Source organism: Pseudonocardia phyllosphaerae (genome assembly GCF_046546475.1).
GTDB lineage: Bacteria > Actinomycetota > Actinomycetes > Mycobacteriales > Pseudonocardiaceae > Pseudonocardia > Pseudonocardia phyllosphaerae.
Genome location: NZ_JBKGXS010000011.1, coordinates 40,093 through 58,755, shown reverse-complemented (window position 1 = coordinate 58,755; position 18,663 = coordinate 40,093). Strand labels below are relative to the sequence as shown.

At 71.8% G+C, this 18,663-nt stretch carries 24 protein-coding genes; 10 read left to right on the top strand and 14 right to left on the bottom strand.

What is annotated here, in order from left to right; genetic code table 11:
- The first annotated feature begins 156 nt into the window (after nt 1-156).
- Nucleotides 157-1,227, top strand: coding sequence for a 3-deoxy-7-phosphoheptulonate synthase (locus tag ACLE50_RS20150; protein ID WP_410945157.1), 1,071 nt, complete (start codon nt 157-159; stop codon nt 1,225-1,227).
- 160 nt (nt 1,228-1,387) lie between these two features.
- A complete protein-coding gene (gene mscL / locus ACLE50_RS20145) occupies nt 1,388-1,825 on the top strand; it encodes a large conductance mechanosensitive channel protein MscL (protein ID WP_410945156.1) in 438 nt (145 codons plus the stop codon).
- 26 nt (nt 1,826-1,851) lie between these two features.
- On the opposite strand, the gene ACLE50_RS20140 is transcribed toward mscL, so the two are convergent.
- Together ACLE50_RS20140 and ACLE50_RS20135 are read right to left on the bottom strand one after the other, a co-directional pair.
- On the bottom strand, nt 1,852-2,340 hold the full coding sequence (locus ACLE50_RS20140; protein ID WP_410945155.1) for a GNAT family N-acetyltransferase: 489 nt from the start codon (nt 2,338-2,340) through the stop codon (nt 1,852-1,854).
- 35 nt (nt 2,341-2,375) lie between these two features.
- Nucleotides 2,376-2,699, bottom strand: a complete 324-nt coding sequence (locus ACLE50_RS20135; RefSeq protein WP_410945154.1) for a hypothetical protein — start codon at nt 2,697-2,699, stop codon at nt 2,376-2,378.
- Nucleotides 2,700-2,781: 82 nt separating this feature from the next.
- Here ACLE50_RS20135 and ACLE50_RS20130 point away from each other — a divergent pair, with 82 nt between their 5' ends.
- On the top strand, nt 2,782-2,997 hold the full coding sequence (locus ACLE50_RS20130; RefSeq protein WP_410945153.1) for a hypothetical protein: 216 nt from the start codon (nt 2,782-2,784) through the stop codon (nt 2,995-2,997).
- Between the two features lie 182 nt (nt 2,998-3,179).
- Nucleotides 3,180-5,495, top strand: coding sequence for a UvrD-helicase domain-containing protein (locus ACLE50_RS20125; RefSeq protein WP_410945152.1), 2,316 nt, complete (start codon nt 3,180-3,182; stop codon nt 5,493-5,495).
- A 6-nt stretch (nt 5,496-5,501) separates the two neighbouring features.
- Here ACLE50_RS20125 and ACLE50_RS20120 read toward each other — a convergent pair whose 3' ends face one another.
- The 4 genes from ACLE50_RS20120 to ACLE50_RS20105 all read right to left on the bottom strand — a co-directional run bounded on the left by ACLE50_RS20120 (nt 5,502) and on the right by ACLE50_RS20105 (nt 8,043).
- A complete protein-coding gene (locus ACLE50_RS20120; protein ID WP_410945151.1) occupies nt 5,502-6,020 on the bottom strand; it encodes an OsmC family protein in 519 nt (172 codons plus the stop codon).
- A gap of 112 nt (nt 6,021-6,132) precedes the next feature.
- On the bottom strand, nt 6,133-6,690 hold the full coding sequence (locus ACLE50_RS20115) for a dihydrofolate reductase family protein (protein WP_410945150.1): 558 nt from the start codon (nt 6,688-6,690) through the stop codon (nt 6,133-6,135).
- A 97-nt stretch (nt 6,691-6,787) separates the two neighbouring features.
- Entirely contained in the window at nt 6,788-6,985 is a 198-nt protein-coding gene (locus ACLE50_RS20110; RefSeq protein WP_410945149.1) for a hypothetical protein, read from the bottom strand.
- A gap of 110 nt (nt 6,986-7,095) precedes the next feature.
- Nucleotides 7,096-8,043 carry an alpha/beta hydrolase gene (locus ACLE50_RS20105; RefSeq protein WP_410945148.1) on the bottom strand — a complete coding sequence of 316 codons (948 nt, stop codon included), beginning with the start codon at nt 8,041-8,043 and terminating at the stop codon, nt 7,096-7,098.
- A gap of 103 nt (nt 8,044-8,146) precedes the next feature.
- Between ACLE50_RS20105 and ACLE50_RS20100 the strand changes: the two genes are divergently transcribed.
- Genes ACLE50_RS20100 through ACLE50_RS20090 form a run of 3 tightly spaced genes read left to right on the top strand, consistent with a single transcriptional unit; the run spans nt 8,147 to nt 9,431 of the window.
- On the top strand, nt 8,147-9,031 hold the full coding sequence (locus tag ACLE50_RS20100) for a helix-turn-helix domain-containing protein (protein WP_410945147.1): 885 nt from the start codon (nt 8,147-8,149) through the stop codon (nt 9,029-9,031).
- Nucleotides 9,025-9,192 carry a hypothetical protein gene (locus ACLE50_RS20095; protein WP_410945146.1) on the top strand — a complete coding sequence of 56 codons (168 nt, stop codon included), beginning with the start codon at nt 9,025-9,027 and terminating at the stop codon, nt 9,190-9,192. The genes ACLE50_RS20100 and ACLE50_RS20095 overlap by 7 nt, the downstream gene beginning before the upstream one ends.
- Nucleotides 9,189-9,431, top strand: a complete 243-nt coding sequence (locus ACLE50_RS20090; protein ID WP_410945145.1) for a PIN domain-containing protein — start codon at nt 9,189-9,191, stop codon at nt 9,429-9,431. Before ACLE50_RS20095 ends, ACLE50_RS20090 begins: the two co-directional genes overlap by 4 nt.
- Nucleotides 9,432-9,569: 138 nt before the next feature.
- Here ACLE50_RS20090 and ACLE50_RS20085 read toward each other — a convergent pair whose 3' ends face one another.
- Nucleotides 9,570-10,232: a TMEM175 family protein gene (locus tag ACLE50_RS20085; RefSeq protein WP_410945144.1), complete on the bottom strand. Its 663-nt coding sequence runs from the start codon at nt 10,230-10,232 to the stop codon at nt 9,570-9,572.
- 194 nt (nt 10,233-10,426) lie between these two features.
- Between ACLE50_RS20085 and ACLE50_RS20080 the strand changes: the two genes are divergently transcribed.
- Nucleotides 10,427-11,062, top strand: a complete 636-nt coding sequence (locus ACLE50_RS20080; RefSeq protein WP_410945143.1) for a TetR/AcrR family transcriptional regulator C-terminal domain-containing protein — start codon at nt 10,427-10,429, stop codon at nt 11,060-11,062.
- A 115-nt stretch (nt 11,063-11,177) separates the two neighbouring features.
- Here ACLE50_RS20080 and ACLE50_RS20075 read toward each other — a convergent pair whose 3' ends face one another.
- The 6 genes from ACLE50_RS20075 to ACLE50_RS20050 all read right to left on the bottom strand — a co-directional run bounded on the left by ACLE50_RS20075 (nt 11,178) and on the right by ACLE50_RS20050 (nt 15,645).
- Nucleotides 11,178-11,615 carry an HIT family protein gene (locus ACLE50_RS20075; RefSeq protein WP_410945142.1) on the bottom strand — a complete coding sequence of 146 codons (438 nt, stop codon included), beginning with the start codon at nt 11,613-11,615 and terminating at the stop codon, nt 11,178-11,180.
- Between the two features lie 180 nt (nt 11,616-11,795).
- Complete coding sequence (locus ACLE50_RS20070) at nt 11,796-12,116, bottom strand: HigA family addiction module antitoxin (RefSeq protein ID WP_410945141.1); 321 nt, start codon at nt 12,114-12,116, stop codon at nt 11,796-11,798.
- Nucleotides 12,085-12,330, bottom strand: a complete 246-nt coding sequence (locus tag ACLE50_RS20065) for a type II toxin-antitoxin system RelE/ParE family toxin (protein WP_410945140.1) — start codon at nt 12,328-12,330, stop codon at nt 12,085-12,087. Before ACLE50_RS20065 ends, ACLE50_RS20070 begins: the two co-directional genes overlap by 32 nt.
- Before the next feature lie 76 nt (nt 12,331-12,406).
- On the bottom strand, nt 12,407-13,480 hold the full coding sequence (gene ychF / locus ACLE50_RS20060) for a redox-regulated ATPase YchF (RefSeq protein WP_410945139.1): 1,074 nt from the start codon (nt 13,478-13,480) through the stop codon (nt 12,407-12,409).
- 24 nt (nt 13,481-13,504) lie between these two features.
- Complete coding sequence (locus ACLE50_RS20055; RefSeq protein WP_410945138.1) at nt 13,505-14,173, bottom strand: response regulator transcription factor; 669 nt, start codon at nt 14,171-14,173, stop codon at nt 13,505-13,507.
- Nucleotides 14,170-15,645, bottom strand: coding sequence for a sensor histidine kinase (locus tag ACLE50_RS20050; RefSeq protein WP_410945137.1), 1,476 nt, complete (start codon nt 15,643-15,645; stop codon nt 14,170-14,172). Before ACLE50_RS20050 ends, ACLE50_RS20055 begins: the two co-directional genes overlap by 4 nt.
- Before the next feature lie 135 nt (nt 15,646-15,780).
- Here ACLE50_RS20050 and ACLE50_RS20045 point away from each other — a divergent pair, with 135 nt between their 5' ends.
- Nucleotides 15,781-17,433: a DNA-3-methyladenine glycosylase 2 family protein gene (locus ACLE50_RS20045; protein WP_410945136.1), complete on the top strand. Its 1,653-nt coding sequence runs from the start codon at nt 15,781-15,783 to the stop codon at nt 17,431-17,433.
- Entirely contained in the window at nt 17,430-17,936 is a 507-nt protein-coding gene (locus ACLE50_RS20040) for a methylated-DNA--[protein]-cysteine S-methyltransferase (RefSeq protein WP_410945135.1), read from the top strand. Before ACLE50_RS20045 ends, ACLE50_RS20040 begins: the two co-directional genes overlap by 4 nt.
- Nucleotides 17,937-18,058: 122 nt before the next feature.
- Here the strand turns inward: ACLE50_RS20040 and ACLE50_RS20035 are convergent, their stop codons facing one another.
- Nucleotides 18,059-18,568: a hypothetical protein gene (locus ACLE50_RS20035; RefSeq protein ID WP_410945134.1), complete on the bottom strand. Its 510-nt coding sequence runs from the start codon at nt 18,566-18,568 to the stop codon at nt 18,059-18,061.
- Between the last annotated feature and the right edge of the window lie 95 nt (nt 18,569-18,663).

Sequence of the window (18,663 nt, the reverse complement as noted above, 5' to 3'; positions counted from 1 at the left end):
TGCTGCGCGCCTTCTACTACTGGTTTCGCGAGCCGGCCCGGGATGGGTCGGCCGGCGTGACCGCGCGCTGACCTCCATCCCCACCAGCCGGCATCTCGGACCGGCTCGGGGCAGGTGACACGGGTCGGTCCGGCCGGGAAAGGACCACCGACCCCGATGAGTACCTCCACCGCCCCGCTGATCGACACCCCGCTCGACGACACCCGGATCGGGCGCATCGCGCCGCTGATCTCCCCGGCCCTGCTCAAGCACGACCAGCCGGTGACCGGCGACGTCGCCGGCACCGTTCTGCGCGGCCGCGACGAGGTCACCCGCATCCTCGACGGCGACGACGACCGCCTGCTGGTCGTCGTCGGCCCGTGCTCGGTGCACGACCCGGACGCCGCACTGGACTACGCCCACCGCCTCGCCGCGCGCGCCGAGGAGCTCTCCGGCGAGCTGTGCGTGGTCATGCGGACCTACTTCGAGAAGCCGCGCACGACGGTCGGCTGGAAGGGCCTGATCAACGACCCGGGCCTGGACGGCACGTTCGACGTCAACCGCGGACTGCGCACCGCACGCCGGCTGCTGCTCGACATCTCCGCGCTCGGACTGCCGGTGGGGTGCGAGTTCCTCGACCCGATCACCCCGCAGTTCATCGCCGACGTCGTCACCTGGGGCGCGATCGGCGCGCGGACCGCGGAGAGCCAGGTGCACCGCCAGCTGGTCAGCGGCCTGTCGATGCCGGTCGGGATCAAGAACGCGACCGACGGCGACGTCCGCGCCGCCGTCGACGGCATGCGTGCCGCGGCGGCGTCGCACGTGTTCATGGGCGTCAACAACGACGGCCTCGCCGGGCTGGTGACCACCACCGGCAACCCGGACACCCACGTCATCCTGCGGGGCGGGGCGCGGCCGAACTACTCCGCCGCCGACGTCGAGGCCGTGCGCGAGAGCCTGCGCGCGGCCGGGATGCCGGAGCGGGTCGTCGTCGACGCCAGCCACGGCAACAGCGGCAAGGACCACGTCCGCCAGGCCGGGGTCGTACGCGAGCTGGCCGAGCGGATCGGCGCCGGCGAGCAAGCCGTCACCGGGCTGATGATGGAGAGCTTCCTCGAGGCCGGGCGCCAGGAGCTGGGCCCGGACATGGTGCGCGGGCAGTCGGTCACCGACGCGTGCCTGTCCTGGGGCACCACCGACGAGCTGCTGGGCACCCTCGCCGACGCGGTCCGCACCGGCCGTCGCTGATCCGGCTCCCCTACCGGGCCGTCCGGCTCGGACGGCTGCTGCGCTGGGCGGATGTGACGACGTTCGCCCGGCGCGTGGGGTGCGGACCGGCCGTGGGGCCTGCCAGGCTGCCCCTGCGACCGGGCGGATCGACCGCCCGGATGTGAGACGAGGGGGCAGCGTGCTCAAGGGTTTCAAGGACTTCCTGCTGCGCGGGAACGTCGTCGACCTGGCCGTGGCGGTCGTCGTGGGCTCGGCGTTCACCGCGGTGGTCACGGCGTTCACCGAGGCGTTCCTCGAGCCGCTGATCAAGCTGTTCTCCGGCGGCGGGACGATCGGCGGCGCCTTCGTCGTCGACGGCGTCACGTTCAACTGGTCGTCGTTCGTGAACTCGGTGATCACCTTCATCATCACCGCGGCCGTCGTCTACTTCCTGGTCGTGCTGCCGCTCAAGACGATCCAGGAGCGGCGCCAGCGCGGCGAGGAGTCCGGGCCGGCGGAGCCGACCGAGGTCGAGCTGCTCAAGGAGATCCGGGACCTGCTGCAGGCCGAGCGCGTCGACCCGTCGTCGAACGGGCGGCACTCCTCGGGCGGGGCGAAGGCGGCCGGAACCGAGTAAGGCCGCCGCAGGCCGGGCCGCGCAGGTCAGGCGGGGCGCGCCGTCGGGACGGCGCGTTCCATCCGGATCTCGACCATCCCGTCGGGGCTGGCGATGGTGCCGCAGTCGGAGAAGCCGTGCCTGCGGTACAGCCCCGACGCGAAGTCGTTGCCGACGACGACGTGCAGGGTCAGCACGTCGGCACCCCACCACGCGGCGCGCTCCAGGACCGCGGCGACGAGCGCATCGCTGGCGCCCTCGCCGCGGGCGTGCGGGGCGACCCACAGCGACAGCAGGTCGGCGATGCCCTCGTCGTCCGGCGGGACCGCGATGGCCATCCCGGACGGACGACCGTCGAGGTCGGCGACCAGGTAGCGCCCAGGTGCCTCGAGCCGCTCCCGCCAGGCGGACTCCCCGGCACCGATCCAGTCCTCGAGCCTGGAATGGAACGCGTACGGCGCGTCGGCGAGTGCGGCCAGGCGCAGGTCACGCCAGGTTCGCCAGTCGTCGGGGGTGAGCTCCCGAACGGTGATCATCGGGCGCCTCCCCCGGAACGGAAGCGCCGAAGGTATCAGCGATGCCCGCGACCGGTGTGTTGTGCCCGTACCGCCGGACCGAGCAGCCCGGCGGCGCACCCGGCCGCGGTGAGCGCGACGGTGACGGCGAGCAGCTGGGCGGTGGGCCGTCCGTGGACCAGCAGCGTGGCGGTGGCGGCGAGGACCAGCGCGGCGGAGGTCCCGACCGGCGACGACCGGTGCCGAGCCGGGACGACCCGACCCAGGAGCGCGGCGACACCGGCGAGGGTGCCGGCCAGGAGGAGCGCGACGACCGCATCCACCCAGGTCCACTGCAGCATCATTGCCCACCACCACTCGTCCGGACCAGTGTGCACCACGGAGCGTGATCGTCTCTTCCCCAAAGCTGATGACGTGGTGTGGCCCAGCGCAACGCGACGCGGTCCCGCGCGACATACGGGCATGAGCTCCGCGCCGATCGTCCGCCGCCGTACCGGCCGCCCCACGCCCGCCCGCCTGGTCCTGGCCGGCGTCGTGGCGGTGCTCGCCGTTCTCGTCCTCACCGGGATCACGACGACCGCGCACCGGGTGCACGGCTCCGGCCCGGCCGGGGTCGTCGCGCACAGCGGGACCGTGGGCCCGACCGCGCCGGCCGACGCGCTGACGCTCGGGAGCTGATCCGCGCACGGCCCTGATCGGCGCACGGTCCTGCCGATACAGGATTAGCGGAGGAGATGCAGAAAAAGCTATTCTGATGGGTGCGATCGAAACGCGAAACCCGTTCTCTGCACCACCAGTATAGCACCGGAGGCAATTCCGTGTCACATCCTGATCCGGTCCCGGCACCGTCCACTCCCCCGGTGGAGCGGGAACGCGAGCTCGAGACCGGGCGGATCCGGTATCTCCAGTCGTTGCTCGCCGACGAGCTGGCCGCCGCCGAGGACCGGGCGCGCGGTGTCCTGGCCGCATCGACCGGGGAGGAGCTCAGCGCCCGCTGGGAGCGCGACGTGTCGGTGACCCGCTGGTCGGACCGGGCATCGGCGCTCAAGGCGGCCCGCTCCGGGCTGTGCTTCGGCCGGCTCGACCACACCGACGGCACGACCGGCTACATCGGCCGGATCGGGCTGACCGACCCCGGCGACGGCGAGAGCGCACTCGTCGACTGGCGCGCGCCGGTGGCCCGCCCGTTCTACTGCGCGACACCGGTGACGCCGCTCGGGGTGACCCGGCGACGGCATTTCCGGATCGCCGGAACCGCACCGGACGAGCGCGTGGACGCTTTCCACGACGACGTCCTGACCGGCGTCGCCGACGATTCCGGTTTCCCCGGTTCCGGGATGGTTCCCTCGTCGGCGGAGTCGTCGGATCCGGCGCTGCTCGCGGCGCTGACCGCGCCGCGCGGCTCCCGGATGCGCGACATCGTCTCCACCATCCAGGCCGAGCAGGACGACATCATCCGGCTGCCGCTGGCCGGCACCGTGGTGATCGAGGGCGGCCCGGGCACCGGCAAGACGGCGGTGGCACTGCACCGGGTGGCCTACCTGCTCTACACACACCGGGAGCGGCTGGCGCGCAGCGGCGTGCTCGTCGTCGGGCCGAGCGCGGAGTTCATCCGCTACGTCGGCGGGGTGCTGCCCGCGCTGGGCGAGTCCGCGGTGGTGTTCACGACGCCGGGGCGGCTCGCACACGGCGTCGTGGCGACCGCGCTCGACGACGACGCGACCGCCCGCGCCAAGGGCGACCTCGCGATGCTCGACGTGCTGCGCCGCGCCGTCGCCGACCGGCAGGAGCTGCCCGGACACACCGTGGAGATCGAGCTGGACGACGTGACCGTCGAGCTCGACGACGCCCTGGTCCACACGGCCCGGGACCGGGCCCGCGCGACCGGGCGGCCGCACAACGCCGCCCGGGCGGCGTTCCGGGACGCGCTCGGTGCGCTGCTCGTCGACCAGGGCTTGGAGCGTCTCGAGGTCGGCCTGGAGGACCCGCCGGAGCTGGCGGCGCTGCTGGAGGGACTCTCGGACCTGCCGGAGATCGAGCCGTCCGGGGCGGCCGAGGTGTCCGCGGAGATGCGCCAGGGGCTGCGGGACAACCTGCGGGCGCACCCGGCGTTCCACGGCTGGGTCGAGGAGCTGTGGCCGGTGCTGACGCCGCAGCGGGCGCTGTCGGACCTGTTCGCGTCGCGGGAGCGGCTCGCGTCGGCGGTAGGTGAGCAGAGCCGGGACCGGGTAGGTGAGCAGAGCAGAGCCGCAGGTCAGCGGGGCACCGCTCCGGTAGGTGAGCAGAGCCGGGCCGATCTTCTGGCGCGGCCCGCGGGCGCTCCATGGACCGTCGCCGACGCCCCGCTGCTCGACGAGCTCGCGGAGCTGCTCGGCCCGGTTCCCGACTCTGTCACCACCCCGGCCGAGCCGGACGGGCGCTACGCCGACGACGTCCTGTCGATCCTGGAGTCCGACGACCGCGACGTGGCCGGTGAGGACCCGGACGAGGTGCGCCCGACCGACTTCGTGACCTCCGACGTCCTGGCCGCGCGGCACGCCGAGGGGCTGTCGGGCACCGTCGCCGAGCGGGCGGCGGCCGACCGGGACTGGCGCTACGGCCACCTCGTCGTCGACGAGGCGCAGGAGCTGTCGGCGATGGACTGGCACGTGCTGCTGCGCCGCTGCCCGTCGCGGTCGATCACCGCGGTCGGCGACCTCGCCCAGCGCAGCGCCGCAGCCGGGGCCCGGACCTGGGACGACGTGCTCGCCCCGCACCTGGAGCACCGCTGGACCCACCGCGGGCTGACGGTGAACTACCGGACCCCGGTGGAGATCATGGACCGCGCCGCGCAGGTGCTGGCGGAGTTCGCGCCGGACCGTCGCCCGCCGGAGTCGGTGCGGACCACCGGCGAGCAGCCCTGGGACCGCACCGTGGCGTCGTCCGCGGTGGCGGACGTCGTCGCCGAGGAGGCCGCGCAGCTCGAGCACGGCACGCTCGCGGTGATCACGCTCGACCCGTCGCCGGTGGCCGGGGTGCCCGCGGAGGTGCACACGCCGGCGTCGGCGAAGGGGCTGGAGTTCGACGCCGTCGTGATCGTCGATCCGGAGCGGATCGAGGCACACAACCCCGCCGACCTCTACGTCGCGATGACCCGGGCGACGCAGCGGCTGGGGCTGGTGCACCCCACGGACTGACCGTGCTCAGCTCGCCCGGGTGTCCACCGGGGTCGGGTTACGGAACAGGTCGAGCACCGGGCAGTGCTCGTCGACTGTGTCGCGCAGCCGCTGGTAGTCCGCCTCGGACGCCGGCCCGCTCAGGGTCACGTCGAGCCGGACCGCGCCGAAGCCGGGGCGGACGTCGTCGTCGATACCGAAGAAGCCACGGACGTCCAGGTCGCCCTCGACGTCGACCTGGACGTCGTCGAGCGGGATGCCGAGCTTCGCCGCGTAGAACCGGTAGGTCACGACCTGGCAGGACAGCAGCGCTGCGAGCGCGAACTCGACCGGGTTGGGTGCGGCGTTCTCCCCGCCCAGCGCGGGCGGCTCGTCGACGAGCACCTGGTGGTCACCGATGCGGATCTCGCTGCGGACGCCGTCGCCGCTGCTGCCGGTCGCCCGGAACAGGGTCTGCGCCTGGGACGCGTCCTGGGTGACGGCCTCGGTGGTGGCGTCGACGATGGCGCTCAGCGCCTGGTCGCGCGGGGTCTGGGTACTGGTCACGGAAGATCCTCTCGACGGGCTCGCCTCCGACCGTAGGCCCGGGCGTCGGCGCAGGTCGAGGAGCCGTTCACCGTGCGGGACAGGGGCCCGGGGAGTCCGGACACCCGACCGCTCACCGCGACCGGTGGTGCAGGAACGCGGTGCCGTTGCCGAACACGCGGTGCTCGACGAGCTCCAGGTCGAGCCGGACGTCGCCGGGCAGCGCCCGCAGGCCCCCGCCGACGATCTTCGGTACGACGAAGACCCGGAAGTCGGTCACCATCCCGGCCCGGATCGCGGCGGCCGCCGTCGTCGGGCCGAAGATCTCGACCTCGCCGGGCGCGTCCCGCACGATGCCGGCCAGCTCGTCGGTCGAGAGGTCGGCGACGAGCCGGACCCGGTCGGACACCACGTCGCCGGGTGCCAGGGTCGACGACGCCACGACCAGCTTCAGCCCCCTCCAGCGCCGGGCGAACTCCCGTTCCAGCCCGCCCCAGGAGTCGTCGCCGGTCTCCCAGTACCGCATGAGCTGGTAGGTGTTGCGGCCCAGCACCTCCGTGGACACCGCGCCCATCCGCTCGACGTGCAGCCCGAACACCTCGTCGTCCGGCCCGGACCACTGGAAGTCGCCGTCGGCGTCGGCGACGTAGCCGTCGATCGACATGGTCGCGGTGTAGCTCAAGGTGCCCATGCCGGACTTCTCCGCCGGCCCGCGCACCCTGTTACACCGCGGGGTTACGCCGCGGAGCGGATCACGCGGCCGCGTCGTCCACGGAGGTGCGGCCGGGTCAGTCGCCGAACTCGCGAACCTCGCGGTCCTCCTCGCGGTGCTCCTCGGCACGACGCTCGCGACGCGCGTCGGTCTCGGCCTCGTGGAGCTGCCCGTCGGTGAGGTCCGCGCTCTCGCCGTAGCGCTCGTCGCGGTCGACCTGGCGGTGCTCGTCGCCGTGCTCGCGCTCCTCGCGCAGCTTGTCGTACTTGCTCATGGTTCCTCCCTCGTTCGTGCTGCGGCGCCGTTCGCGCTCCGCAGGACGGGATCGTTGCACGAACGGCGTGGACGGTCCGCACGACGAGCAACTCGGCGAGAGGCGCCGCGTCAGGCGCCCCGCAGCCGCTCGTCGAGGAACGGCACCACCGACGTGAGCGCCTCCCCCGCCCCGTGCGGGCGGTCGTAGAGGTCGTAGTGCGATGCGTCGTCGATCTCGATGATCTTCTTGTCGGTCGACGCGGCACGCTCGTAGACCTCGTGACCGTCGCGCCATGCGCCGAACGCACCCTGCTTCGCCTCGTCACCGATCACGATCAGCAGCGGCTGGTCGAGCAGCTCCTCGACCAGGTGCACGGCATCCCAGCCCAACGCGGTGTCACCGTGTGCGACCTCGAAGCGGACGTTGCCGTTGTCCGCCCGCCCGCGGTCCGTGCGGTAGTACTCGAAGGCCTCGATGATGTCGATGTCCCCGGTCTGCTGCGCCGCCTCGGCCGTGCCGGGCAGGAACTCGGCGACCGTGCTCGCCTCGCCTCGCGCCTCCGCGGTCCGCCGGGCGCCGATCGCGCTGAGCGCCGCGACGACACCGCCGTCGTGACCGGCGATCTCGCGCTGGACCCGCCCGAAGTTCGCCCCGGTGATCGACACGACCGCCCGGAGGCGCTTCTCGGTCTTCGCCGCGGCCCAGGAGTAGCCGCCACCACCACAGATCCCCAGGACGCCGATCCGATCGGCATCGACGTAGGGCAGCGTCACGAGGTGGTCGACGACCCGGCTGAAGTCCTGCACCCGCTGGGCGGGGTCCTCCAGCAGGCGCGGCTCGCCGCCGCTGGCGCCCTGGAAGCTCGCGTCGAAGGCGATGACCACGTATCCGGCGTCGGCGAGGGCGGGGGCGTAGACGGTGCCGGAAGTCTGCTCCTTACAGCTACCGATCGGGTGGGCCACGACGACCGCGGGCCAGGTCCGCGCGGGGTCGAAGTCCGGCGGGAGGTGCAGGTCCGCCGCGATGTCCCAGTACATGTCCGCGTTGCGGAAGGTGATGTGCTCGATGGAGGACATGTCCCCACCGTCACAGCCGCCGCGGCTCCGGGCCAGCGAGCGTTCCTGCCTGGGAACGATCCTTCCCAGGATACCGAGGCAACGCTCGTCCTATCCTCGACGTGTGCCCTCCTCACCGCAGCTCAAGGCCCTGGGCGACCTCTTCCGCGTCCGGCGTGGCGAGATCGCCGTGGAGTCGATACCGGCGAACGTGGTGAGCGCCTCGGTGCGGCGGCGGGTCGCGGGTCTGCGGCGCGAGGAGGTCGCGCAGCTCGCCGCCGTCAGCGCCGACTACTACACACGGCTCGAGCAGGGTCGGCTCGCACCGTCCGACGAGGTCTTCGAGACGCTGTGCCGTGCCCTCACCCTGACCTCGGAACAGCGGGCCTACGCCGAGGACCTGCTCAACCACGCGCGCGGATACGTGCTGCCGACGCCCGGACGCGAGCCCGCGCACGACCGGCTCCAGCTGCTGCTGGACCAGCTGGCCGATCTCCCGGCGATCGTCTTCGGCCCGCGGATGGACGTACTCGCCTGGAACAAGCCGGCCGTGGCACTGATGACCGACTTCGCGCGGGTCCCCGCGGCCGAGCGCAACTACGTCGCGATGCTGTTCACCGCGCCCGAGCTGAAGGGCCTGTACGAGGACTGGCCCGGGGTCGCCCGCACCTGTGTGGGCATCCTGCGGCGTGAGGCTGCGGAGAATCCCGACGACCCGGAGCTCGCCGCGCTCGTCGGGCGGCTGTCGATCGCCAGCGAGGACTTCCGCCGCTGGTGGGCCGAGCACCGCGTCGCCGAGCAGGACTTCGGGTCCAAGGTCGTGCTGCACCCGAGCGCCGGGCGGATGCGCTTGAACTGGGACTCCTTCACCTACGCGGGAGCGGTGCGCCAGCAGCTCGTGCTGTGGTCGGCCGAGGACGGAACCGCAGACGCCCGCGCCCTGGCGACACTTGCCGAGGCGTCGCGTCACCGGCCGCAGCAGACGGGGACGACGGCGGGCCCGTGGTGATCACCGACCGCGGCGAACCCGCCTACGTCCTCCTGTCGATCCACGAGTACCAGCGGCTGGGAGAGAACGGTGATTCCCTGATGGACCGGCTGAGCATGGCCGACGACATCGACATCGAGTTCGAGCCCGTCCACGTGGATCTGCAGATCCCCGAGCTGTGAGCTACCTGCTCGACACGAACGTCGCCGGCGAGCTCCGGAAGCCGAAGCGGCTGTCCGATCCCGCGGTGCGGGCGTGGACCAGTTCTCGCGTCCCGTCCGAGCTGCACCTGTGCGTCATCACGATCCTGGAGATCGAACTCGGCATCGGACGACTGGAGAGGCGCGACTCCGGCCAGGCGGACCGCCTGCGGACCTGGATCGCCGTCGTGGAGCCCTGGGAGTACCGCCCTGCCGAGTGATCGGCGGCGCCCTCCGCTGAAGGGCGTCAGTAGTGGTACCGGGCCTGGAGGGTCACCAGATCCTCCCCGACGACCAGCGCCCGGCGCGGGCCGAGTCCTCGTCCATCGAAGGCGAGGGGCTCGACAGGTTGGCAGTCGTCACCGCGGGCTTCTTTCCTTGGGCCTGTGGCGGAGGCGGTGGATGGCGGCGATCACGGGCCCGTCCAGCAGCAGGAGCAGCAGCGGCCAGAAGCCGGCGGCAGGGACGACGAGGACGATGACGAATGCTGCGGCAAGGCAGATCGCGTTCCCGACTACTTGCTCGACGACGATCCGGTCCGGCGTCTGGTCGCCTCCGGCGCGTCGGAGCATCAATGCGATGACAGCGAGGGTGGCGCTGGAGACGAGGAGGACGCCGACGTAGAGGGCGAGGACGAACGAGTCGGTGCCGAACGAGCCGATCAGGCCTACCGGGAACGGCAGGAACGCGATGCACGCCAGCCAGATCATGTTCACGAAGGTGACTCCGCCGCCGACGGTTTCGGTGTGGGCGAAGAGCTGATGGTGCACGGTCCAGATTCGCCAGATGGCGACGAAGCTGATCAGGAAGCTGCCGATGAGTACGAGGTGGGATCCGACGAGGACGGCCGGCGTGGTTTCTGTGTGGGTCTCTTCCGTGACAAGCTCGATGAGCGGAAGCACCAGCAGGGTGATCGCGATCGCGACAACCGCGTCGCTGAAGGCGATCAGCCGATCCGCGGGCAATGCCGTCTTCCGATGCAGCGGGCTGCTCAGCAGCGGCGGCGTCTCGTCGTCGCTCACACTCGCTCCTGACCAGTCGACGCGGGCCGCCCGCAGGCGGGGGTCGGCTTGATCGCTGGATGCTGCCGTCTCCCGTCCGTCATTCGGTCGGGGTTGCGCCGGCGTGCCGTGCAGCTCACATCATCACCTCACTCATTTTCTAACTTAGTTCAACACGTCACGCAGGGTAGTTGAACTTTGTTAAGCTGACAAGTGTGGGCTCCGGACTCAGCAAGGACGACATCGTGGCAGCGGCCCTGCGCGTTCTGGGCGTTCGCGGGATCGACGGCGTGACGGTGCGGGCGGTCGCGGCCGAACTCGGCGTGCAGGCCGCCGCGCTCTACTATCACGTCCGCAACAAGCAGGCACTCCTGGATGAGATGGGCACAACCATCCAGCGCCGAGTCGTCGAGTCCTTGGCCGGCCACACGTGGTCGGGCAGCTGGCTGGACGACCTGTCGGCCTATGCGTGGGCGCTGCGGCGGGAGTATCTGGAGCATCGTGACGGTGCGCGGACCTTCAGCGGCACGCTGATCACCGATCCGGATGTGCTTCGCGCCCAGGAGCCCTGGCTGCGTCGTTGGCTCGACGCGGGCGTCCCTGCCGAAGTCGCGTTCGACGGGGGTGAACTTGTCACCGCATTCGTGGTCGGCTTCGTCATCGAGGAACAGGAACGGGCCCAATCCGCGACTCAGCCGGCACGGTACGGCGACGCGGAGCGGGACCGTCGCGTCGGAGACGAGGCGCCCCTTGTCCGCGCGGCGGGGCACGCAAGACACGATGACGAGCAACGCTTCGGCCGACAGCTGTCCGCGGTGCTCATCGGGCTCGACGCATCAGCTCGTCGCTGACCTCAGTTCGACCTCAGAGCAATCGATCTGATCACGAGAAAAGTGAATAAAGCGAACCGTCATCAACGCTAAACGTTAAATCTGAACTCCACTGCATTGGGCCCACTCTCAACCACTACCGCCGTGGGGGCTCCAGCACCTCTCGAATCATCATTGCGGAAGCAGCGAGTGACTCCTTCGAACGGCCACTCCAATGCGCGTCAATCATGAAACCATCGTCACGGAACCGGGGAAAAACGTGCAGGTGAGAGTGAAATACTTCCTGAAATGCCTCCTCGCCATCAGCGAAGAAGAGGTTCACCCCCTCACAGCGCAGCTCGGAGTTTTTCATCGCCTGCGCCATACCTTGGGCGACCGTCATCATCCGACCCGCGGTCTCCGGAGTGATGTCGGTGAGGCCAACGAAATGATCCTTTGGAATCACCAGCACGTGACCATCGGTCACCGGATTGATGTCCATGAAGGCGAGCACGGACTCGTCGTCCCAGACTACGTCGGAATTGGATGGATCGGCCACGATGCCGCAGAACACGCAGCCGGGTTCCTGCTTCACTTCTTTCCCCTAGAGTTTAGCCCGCTACGGAACTCCACCGCGTGCCCACACGTAGAGCCATCTTCATAGTCCTAGAGTGCGTGCCCGCCCGCGACCTGCAGAACTTGAGCGGTGATCCATCGGACGGCGTCGCATTCGTGCCGACAAATGCGCCACACAGTTCACATCCGACGAGGTCACTCATGCAGACTTCAGCGGAGAGATCGAGTCGATCTGGGTTCGCAGCGCCCGCCGTTCGACCCGCAGCTCGTAGTTCGACTGCAGGTTCATCCAGAACTCCTCGGACGTCCCGAAGTACCGCGCCAGACGGATCGCCGTATCAGCCGTGATACCCCGCTTGCCGTGCACGATCTCGTTGATGCGCCGCGGCGGCACACCGATGGATACGGCGAGCTTGTTCTGCGTGATCCCGAAGCCCTCGATGAAGTCCTCCATGAGGATCTCCCCAGGGTGGATCGGCTCGATCAGGTCACTCTCGGTGGTAGTGGACGAGTTCGACATCTTCCGCACCCCCATCTCTCCGGACGAAGCAGAGACGCCACTGCGCGTTTACGCGGATGCTGTGCTGCCCGCGTCGGTCACCGACGAGCCGCTCCAAGCGGTTCCCCGGCGGTACCCGGAGGTCCTCGACGTCCTTCGCCGCATGAATCAGCTCGAGCTTCCGCAGCGTCGCCCGCTGCACGGTGCGATCGGGCACTCTTGACGTACTGCTCATGCCAGATGCGCTCGGTGTCCTTGCTCCCGAACGATCTGATCACGAACCCAGTGTGTGACGGGAGCCGTCATCAACGCTAGACGTTAAACCGGAACTCCACCACGTCGCCGTCATGCATGACGTAGTCCTTGCCCTCCATGCGCACCTTGCCCGCGGACTTGGCGGCGTTCATCGAGCCGGCGGCGACGAGGTCGTCGTAGGAGACGATCTCGGCCTTGATGAAGCCCCGCTCGAAGTCGGTGTGGATCACGCCGGCGGCCTGCGGCGCGGTGGCGCCCTGCGGGATCGTCCAGGCGCGGGACTCCTTGGGGCCCGCGGTCAGGTAGGTCTGCAGCCCGAGGGTGGAGAAACCGGCGCGGGCCAGCTGGGCCAGGCCCGGCTCGTCCTGCCCGATGGACTCGAGCAGCTCGGCGGCGGACTCGTCGTCGAGCTCGAGCAGCTCGGCCTCGACCTTGGCGTCGAGGAACACGGCCTGGGCCGGGGCGACCAGGTCGGCCAGCTCCTTGCGGCGGGCCTCGTCGCCGAGGACACCCTCGTCGGCGTTGAAGACATAGAGGAACGGCTTGGTGGTGAGCAGCGTCAGCTCGCGCAGCGGGGCCGGGTCGAGCTTCGCCTGGAACAGCGTGCGGCCCTCGTTGAGCACCGCCTGTGCCTCCTGGGCGGCCTCGAGCGCGGGGCGGCGGTCCTTCTGGGTCCGCGCCTCCTTCTCCAGGCGCGGGATCGCCTTCTCCAGCGTCTGGAGGTCGGCGAGCACCAGCTCGGTGGCGATGGTGTCGATGTCGCTCGCGGCGTCGATCTTCCCGTCGACGTGCACGACGTCCGGGTCGTCGAACACCCGCACGACCTGGCAGATCGCGTCGGACTCGCGGATGTTCGCGAGGAACTTGTTGCCCAGGCCCGCACCCTCGGACGCACCCTTGACGATGCCGGCGATGTCGACGAAGGACACCGTCGCCGGGATCGTCTTGTCCGACGAGAACATCTCGGCCAGCTTGTCGAGGCGCGGGTCGGGCAGCGGGACCACGCCGACGTTCGGCTCGATCGTGGCGAACGGGTAGTTCGCGGCGAGGACGTCGTTGCGGGTCAGCGCGTTGAACAGGGTCGACTTGCCGACGTTGGGCAGCCCGACGATGCCGAGGGTGAGGGACACGGGCGACCAGGGTAGTCGCAGGTCTCAGCCCGGTTCGAGCCGGTAGCCCGCGCCGCGGACCGTGGCGATCCATTCCGGGCCGAGCTTGCGCCGCAGGTAGCGGACGTAGACGTCGACGACGTTCGACGCCGAGCCCGACTCCCCCTCCCATGCCAGGCGCAGCAGCTGGTCGCGGGAGAGCACCTGCCCGGGGTGACGCAGGAACGCCTCGGCCAGCGCCGCCTCGCGCACCGACAGCTCCACGGTCCGCCCGTGCACGACGACGTGCCGGGTCCGCGGGTCCAGCTCCAGGCCGTGAAAGGACAGGACGTCGCGGTCCGGAGCCGGCCGGGAGCGCTCCAGCCGCAGCCGGACCCGGGCCAGCAGCTCCTCGAACCGGAACGGCTTGGGCATGTAGTCGTCGGCGCCGCCCTCGAGCCCGGCGACGGTGTCGGTGACGCTGTCCCGGGCGGTCAGGATGATCACCGGGATGGCGATGCCGGCCTGGCGCAGGCGGCGCAGCACGGAGAACCCGTCGGCGCCGGGCAGGCCGATGTCGAGCACGAGCAGGTCGAACCCGCCGGTGACGGCGTGGTCGTGCACGCCGGGGCCGTCGGCGACGACGGTGACCTCGAACCCGGCCGCCCGCAGGCCCTTCTTGACGAACGAGGCGATCCGCGGTTCGTCCTCGCCGACCAGGATCCGGCTGCTCACGCTCCCTCCCGGGGCAGGTCGAGGGTGAACGTGGCGCCCTCGCCGACGACGCTGTCCAGGCGCACCCGGCCGCCGTGCGTGGTCGCGATGGCCTCGACGATCGACAGGCCGAGCCCGGCGCCGTCGGAACGGGGTGCGTTCTCGCCGCGGGCGAACCGGCGGAAGATCCGGGCCCGGTCGGCCTCGGAGATGCCGGGGCCGTCGTCCGACACCCGGATCCGCAGGCGCTCGTCGTCGGCGTCGGAGCCCAGCTCGATCCGGTCCCCCGGCCCGGTCGCGCGGACCGCGTTGTCGGCGAGCGCGACGACGGCCTGGGTGATCCGGTGCGGGTCGAGCCGCATGTGGATCGGCGCGGCCGAGGTCAGCCGCCACTCCCGGTCGGCGAGCGCGGTGAGCTTGCCGAACATCTCGCGGGTGAACGCGTCGACGTCGACCTCCTCCGGTTGCAGCAACGTCAGCTGCTCCGCCCGGGTCAGGCTGAGCATCTCCGAGACGAGCTGGTTCATCCGGTCCAGCTCGTCGTCGACCAGGGCGACGGCGTCCCGGACGTCGTCGGGGTCCTCCGGGTCGAGAACGCCCAGGTGGCCACGGACGATCGTGATCGGCGTCCGCAGCTCGTGGCCGGCGTCGTCGACGAAGCGGCGCTGGGACTGCATGCCGCTCTGCACCCGGTCGAGCATGTCGTTCAGCGTCCCCGCCAGCTCGGCGATCTCGTCACGGGGCCTGGCGCGCAACGGGACCCGCCGCGAGAGGTCGGTGTCGGTGATCCCCCGCGCGGTCGCCGCGACGTCGCGCAGCGGCTGCAGGATCCGGCCCGCGGCGAGCCACGCGCCCAGCGCGGACAGCATCGCCACCCCGATCCCGACCAGCGTCATCAGCCGCGCCGCCTCGTCGGCGAACTCGTGCTCCTGGTCGACCAGGTAGGCGATGACGACGACGCCCCGCTCCGGGCGCCCATCGAGCCCGACCGGCAGCGCCGCCCAGTGCACCTCGCCGCCGGCCGACATATAAGTGCCGCGGGTCGGCGCGGGCACGGTCGCGACCAGCCGGGTGAACGCGGGGTCGGTGCGCAGCCGTACGTCCGGGCTGATCACCCGGGACTCCCAGCGGAAGCGGCCGTCGAGGTAGCCGAGGAACTTCTCGTTGGGCCGGGCCACGTTCGTCGCGATCACCGAGCGGAGGATCTCGTCGACGGAGCCGAACGGCCGCCCGGTCGAGGGGTTCACCCCGGCGCGGGCCGAGCGGGCGAACTCGTCGATCTGCGGGCCGAGTGCCGCGTCCACCCGGCGGTCGGTCTCGCCGATCAGCAGCAGCCAGGTGACCAGCGTGACGACGCCGAGCGAGGTCAGCACGAACAGCACCACCCACCCGACGATGCGGGTCCGGGCGGCGGTCGCGCGGCCGGTGCGCCGGGCGTGCGGATCGTGCTCGACGGTGCCCGGGCCGAGGTCGGTCGCGATGATCGCCTCCACGTCACGGTCGGGTCGAACGGTGCTCCACACAGCCGGGCCGCCGTGATCGTCGCGGCGGCCCCGACCATGATCCCGTATGCGGTGCCGGGGTGGTCGGGCGACGTTCGCGCCGCCCTCCCCGCACCTCCGACACCGGTGACCGATTTCCGCGAGAACCCGGGCGTCGGCGGTGGCAGTCTCGGTGTCGTGCTTCTCGACCACGACACCTGCTACCGGGCCGTCGCCGCCAAGGACGCCCGCTTCGACGGGCAGTTCGTGACCGCGGTCCGGACCACCGGCATCTACTGCCGCCCCTCCTGCCCGGTGCCGCCGCCGCGCTCGCGCAACGTGGAGTTCCTGCGCACCGCGGCCGCCGCCCAGCACGCCGGCTACCGGGCGTGCCGGCGCTGCCTGCCCGACGCCGTTCCCGGGTCACCGGAGTGGAACCTGCGCGCCGACGCGGCCGGGCGGGCGATGCGGCTGATCGCCGACGGTGTCGTCGAGCGGGAAGGGGTGCCAGGGCTCGCGTCGCGGCTGGGCTACTCGGCGCGCCAGCTCGGCCGGATCCTCGCCGCGGAGCTGGGCGCGGGGCCGCTCGCCCTGGCCCGGGCGCAGCGCGCGCACACCGCCCGGATTCTCGTCGAGACGACACCGCTGGGGCTCGCCGACGTCGCGTTCGCGGCCGGTTTCGGCAGCGTGCGGCAGTTCAACGACACCGTCCGCGCGGTCTACGGGGTGCCGCCGTCGCAGCTGCGGGCCGAGGCCGCGCGCCGCTCCCGGACCGCCGGGACCGACCCGGCGCCCGGGGCCCTGACCCTGCGGCTGCCCTACCGGGAGCCGTTCGACGCCCGCGGGCTGCTCGACCATCTGGCGGTACGGACCGTGGACCGGGTGGAGGACGTCGTCGGCGGGGTGTACCGCCGGACGCTGGCGCTCCCGCACGGCCCGGCGACGGTCGCGCTGGACCTGACCGCACGGGCCGGTGCCGTCCTGGCGACGCTGCGGGTGAGCGACCCGCGCGACGTCGGGCCGGCCGTGGCGCGGCTGCGCCGACTGCTCGACCTCGACGCCGACCCGCACGCCGTCGACGCCGTGCTGGGTGCGGACCCGGCGCTCGCCGGTGCCGTGGCCGCGACACCGGGGATCCGGCTCGCGGGCAGCGCCGACCCGGCCGCGACGGCGGTCCGCACGCTGCTCGGCCAGCAGGTCTCGGTCGCTGCCGCACGGACCGCTGCGAGCCGGCTGGCTGCCGCACACGGCACCCCGCTGCCCGCCGAACTGCGCGGCGGCAGCGACAGCGGCGACGGCCGCGGCGGCGACAGCGGCGACAGCGGCGACAGCGCCGACAGCGCCGACAGCGCCGACGGACCGGACCTGCTCTTCCCGGAGCCGTCGGTGCTGGCCGAGGTGGAGATCCCCGGCCCCGCCCGGCGGGCCGCGGCGCTGCGCGGGCTGTGTACCGCGCTGGTGTCCGGCGATCTCGTCCTCGACGCCGGACGCGACCCCGCCGACCTGCGGGCCGAGCTGCTCGCGCTACCCGGGATCGGTCCGTGGAGCGCCGGGTACCTGGCGATGCGGGTGCTCGGGGCTCCGGACGAGCTGCTCGCCTCCGACCTCGCGGTACGCCGTGGGGCCGCCACCCTCGGCCTCCCGTCGGACGAGTCCGCACTGACCGGGCGGGCGCACGCCTGGTCGCCCTGGCGGTCCTACGCCGCCACCCACCTCTGGCGGATCGCCGCCACCGTTCCTTCTCCTGCCCCTTCCTCTGGCCCGTCCCCTGTCCCGTCGTCTGCTCGGAGGAGCGCATGACCACCGCCGTGTACGGCACCCGCGAGACCCCGCTCGGCCCCTTCACCGCCGTCGTCGACGCCGGCGGCACCGTCCTGGCGTCCGGCTGGACCGACTCGGTCGACGAGCTGTTGTCACTGGTCCACGCATCGCTGCGGCCCGGCGACGTCGTCGAGGGCGACCTCGGCGCGGTCGGTGAGGCGATCGACCGCTACCACTCCGGTGAGCTGTCGGCGATCGACGACGTGCCCGTCCGGCAGCGGTCCGGGCCGTACCGCGAGCACGCATGGGAGGTGCTCCGGACGGTGCCCGCCGGCGCTCCGGTCACCTACTCCGGCTACGCCGACCGGACCGGTCGTCCGGCGGCCGTCCGCGCGGCGGCGGGCGCGTGCGCGCAGAACGCGGCGGCGCTGTTCGTGCCGTGCCACCGGGTGCTGCGCACCGACGGCTCGCTCGGCGGGTTCCGCTACGGGCTGCCGGTGAAGCAGTGGCTGCTCGACCACGAGGCCACCGGGACGGTCTGACCGACCCTCCACAACGCCGACGGGCCGTGCCGGTGACCCGAAGGTCACCGGCACGGCCCTGGTGGCTCGCAGGCGGGGCTCCCCCCGGTTCCCACCCGCGAGCTGGCTGCGGAACGTGCAGGTCAGACGAGCGCGGAGACCGGCCCGACCAGCGGCGTGCCGTCGACGACCATCGGGCCGTCGGCGGCGAAGTCGCCGGGGACCTCCCCGTCCTGCTCGACCGGCGTGAAGTGCAGCCGGTCCGCCGAGACCCCGCCCGTGGTGCCGGGCACCATGACGATGAACTCGACCGGGCCGTTCTCGCTGAGCCACGCGGTCTGGCTCTGGTCGCCGTAGGACACGGTGTGGTTCGCCAGCGGTGTGTCGCCGCGGCTGAAGCCGACGTTGGTCGGCGACCCCTTCAGCGTGCACGGCGCGGTCCCCGGAGCGGCCTTGATGACCACGGAGTACTCCCGGTACCCCGACGGGCTCGTCCCGATCTGTGAGACGGTGGCCTGCTGGTTGGCCGGGCGGCAGGCGCTCGGCCGCGGGTCGGTCGTCGGGTGGCCGGTGTCGGCGGCCGCGACGCCCGCCGGAGCGAGTGCGCCGACGGCGACGGCGAGTGCGGCGACGGTACGGGTGATGGTGCGCATGACTTGTCCCCCAACATGTCGATGAGCGGTGGGCCGACGCTACGGCCCAGGACGCCCGCGGGCGGGGTGGCTCCCCCGTACCCCGCCCGCGGACG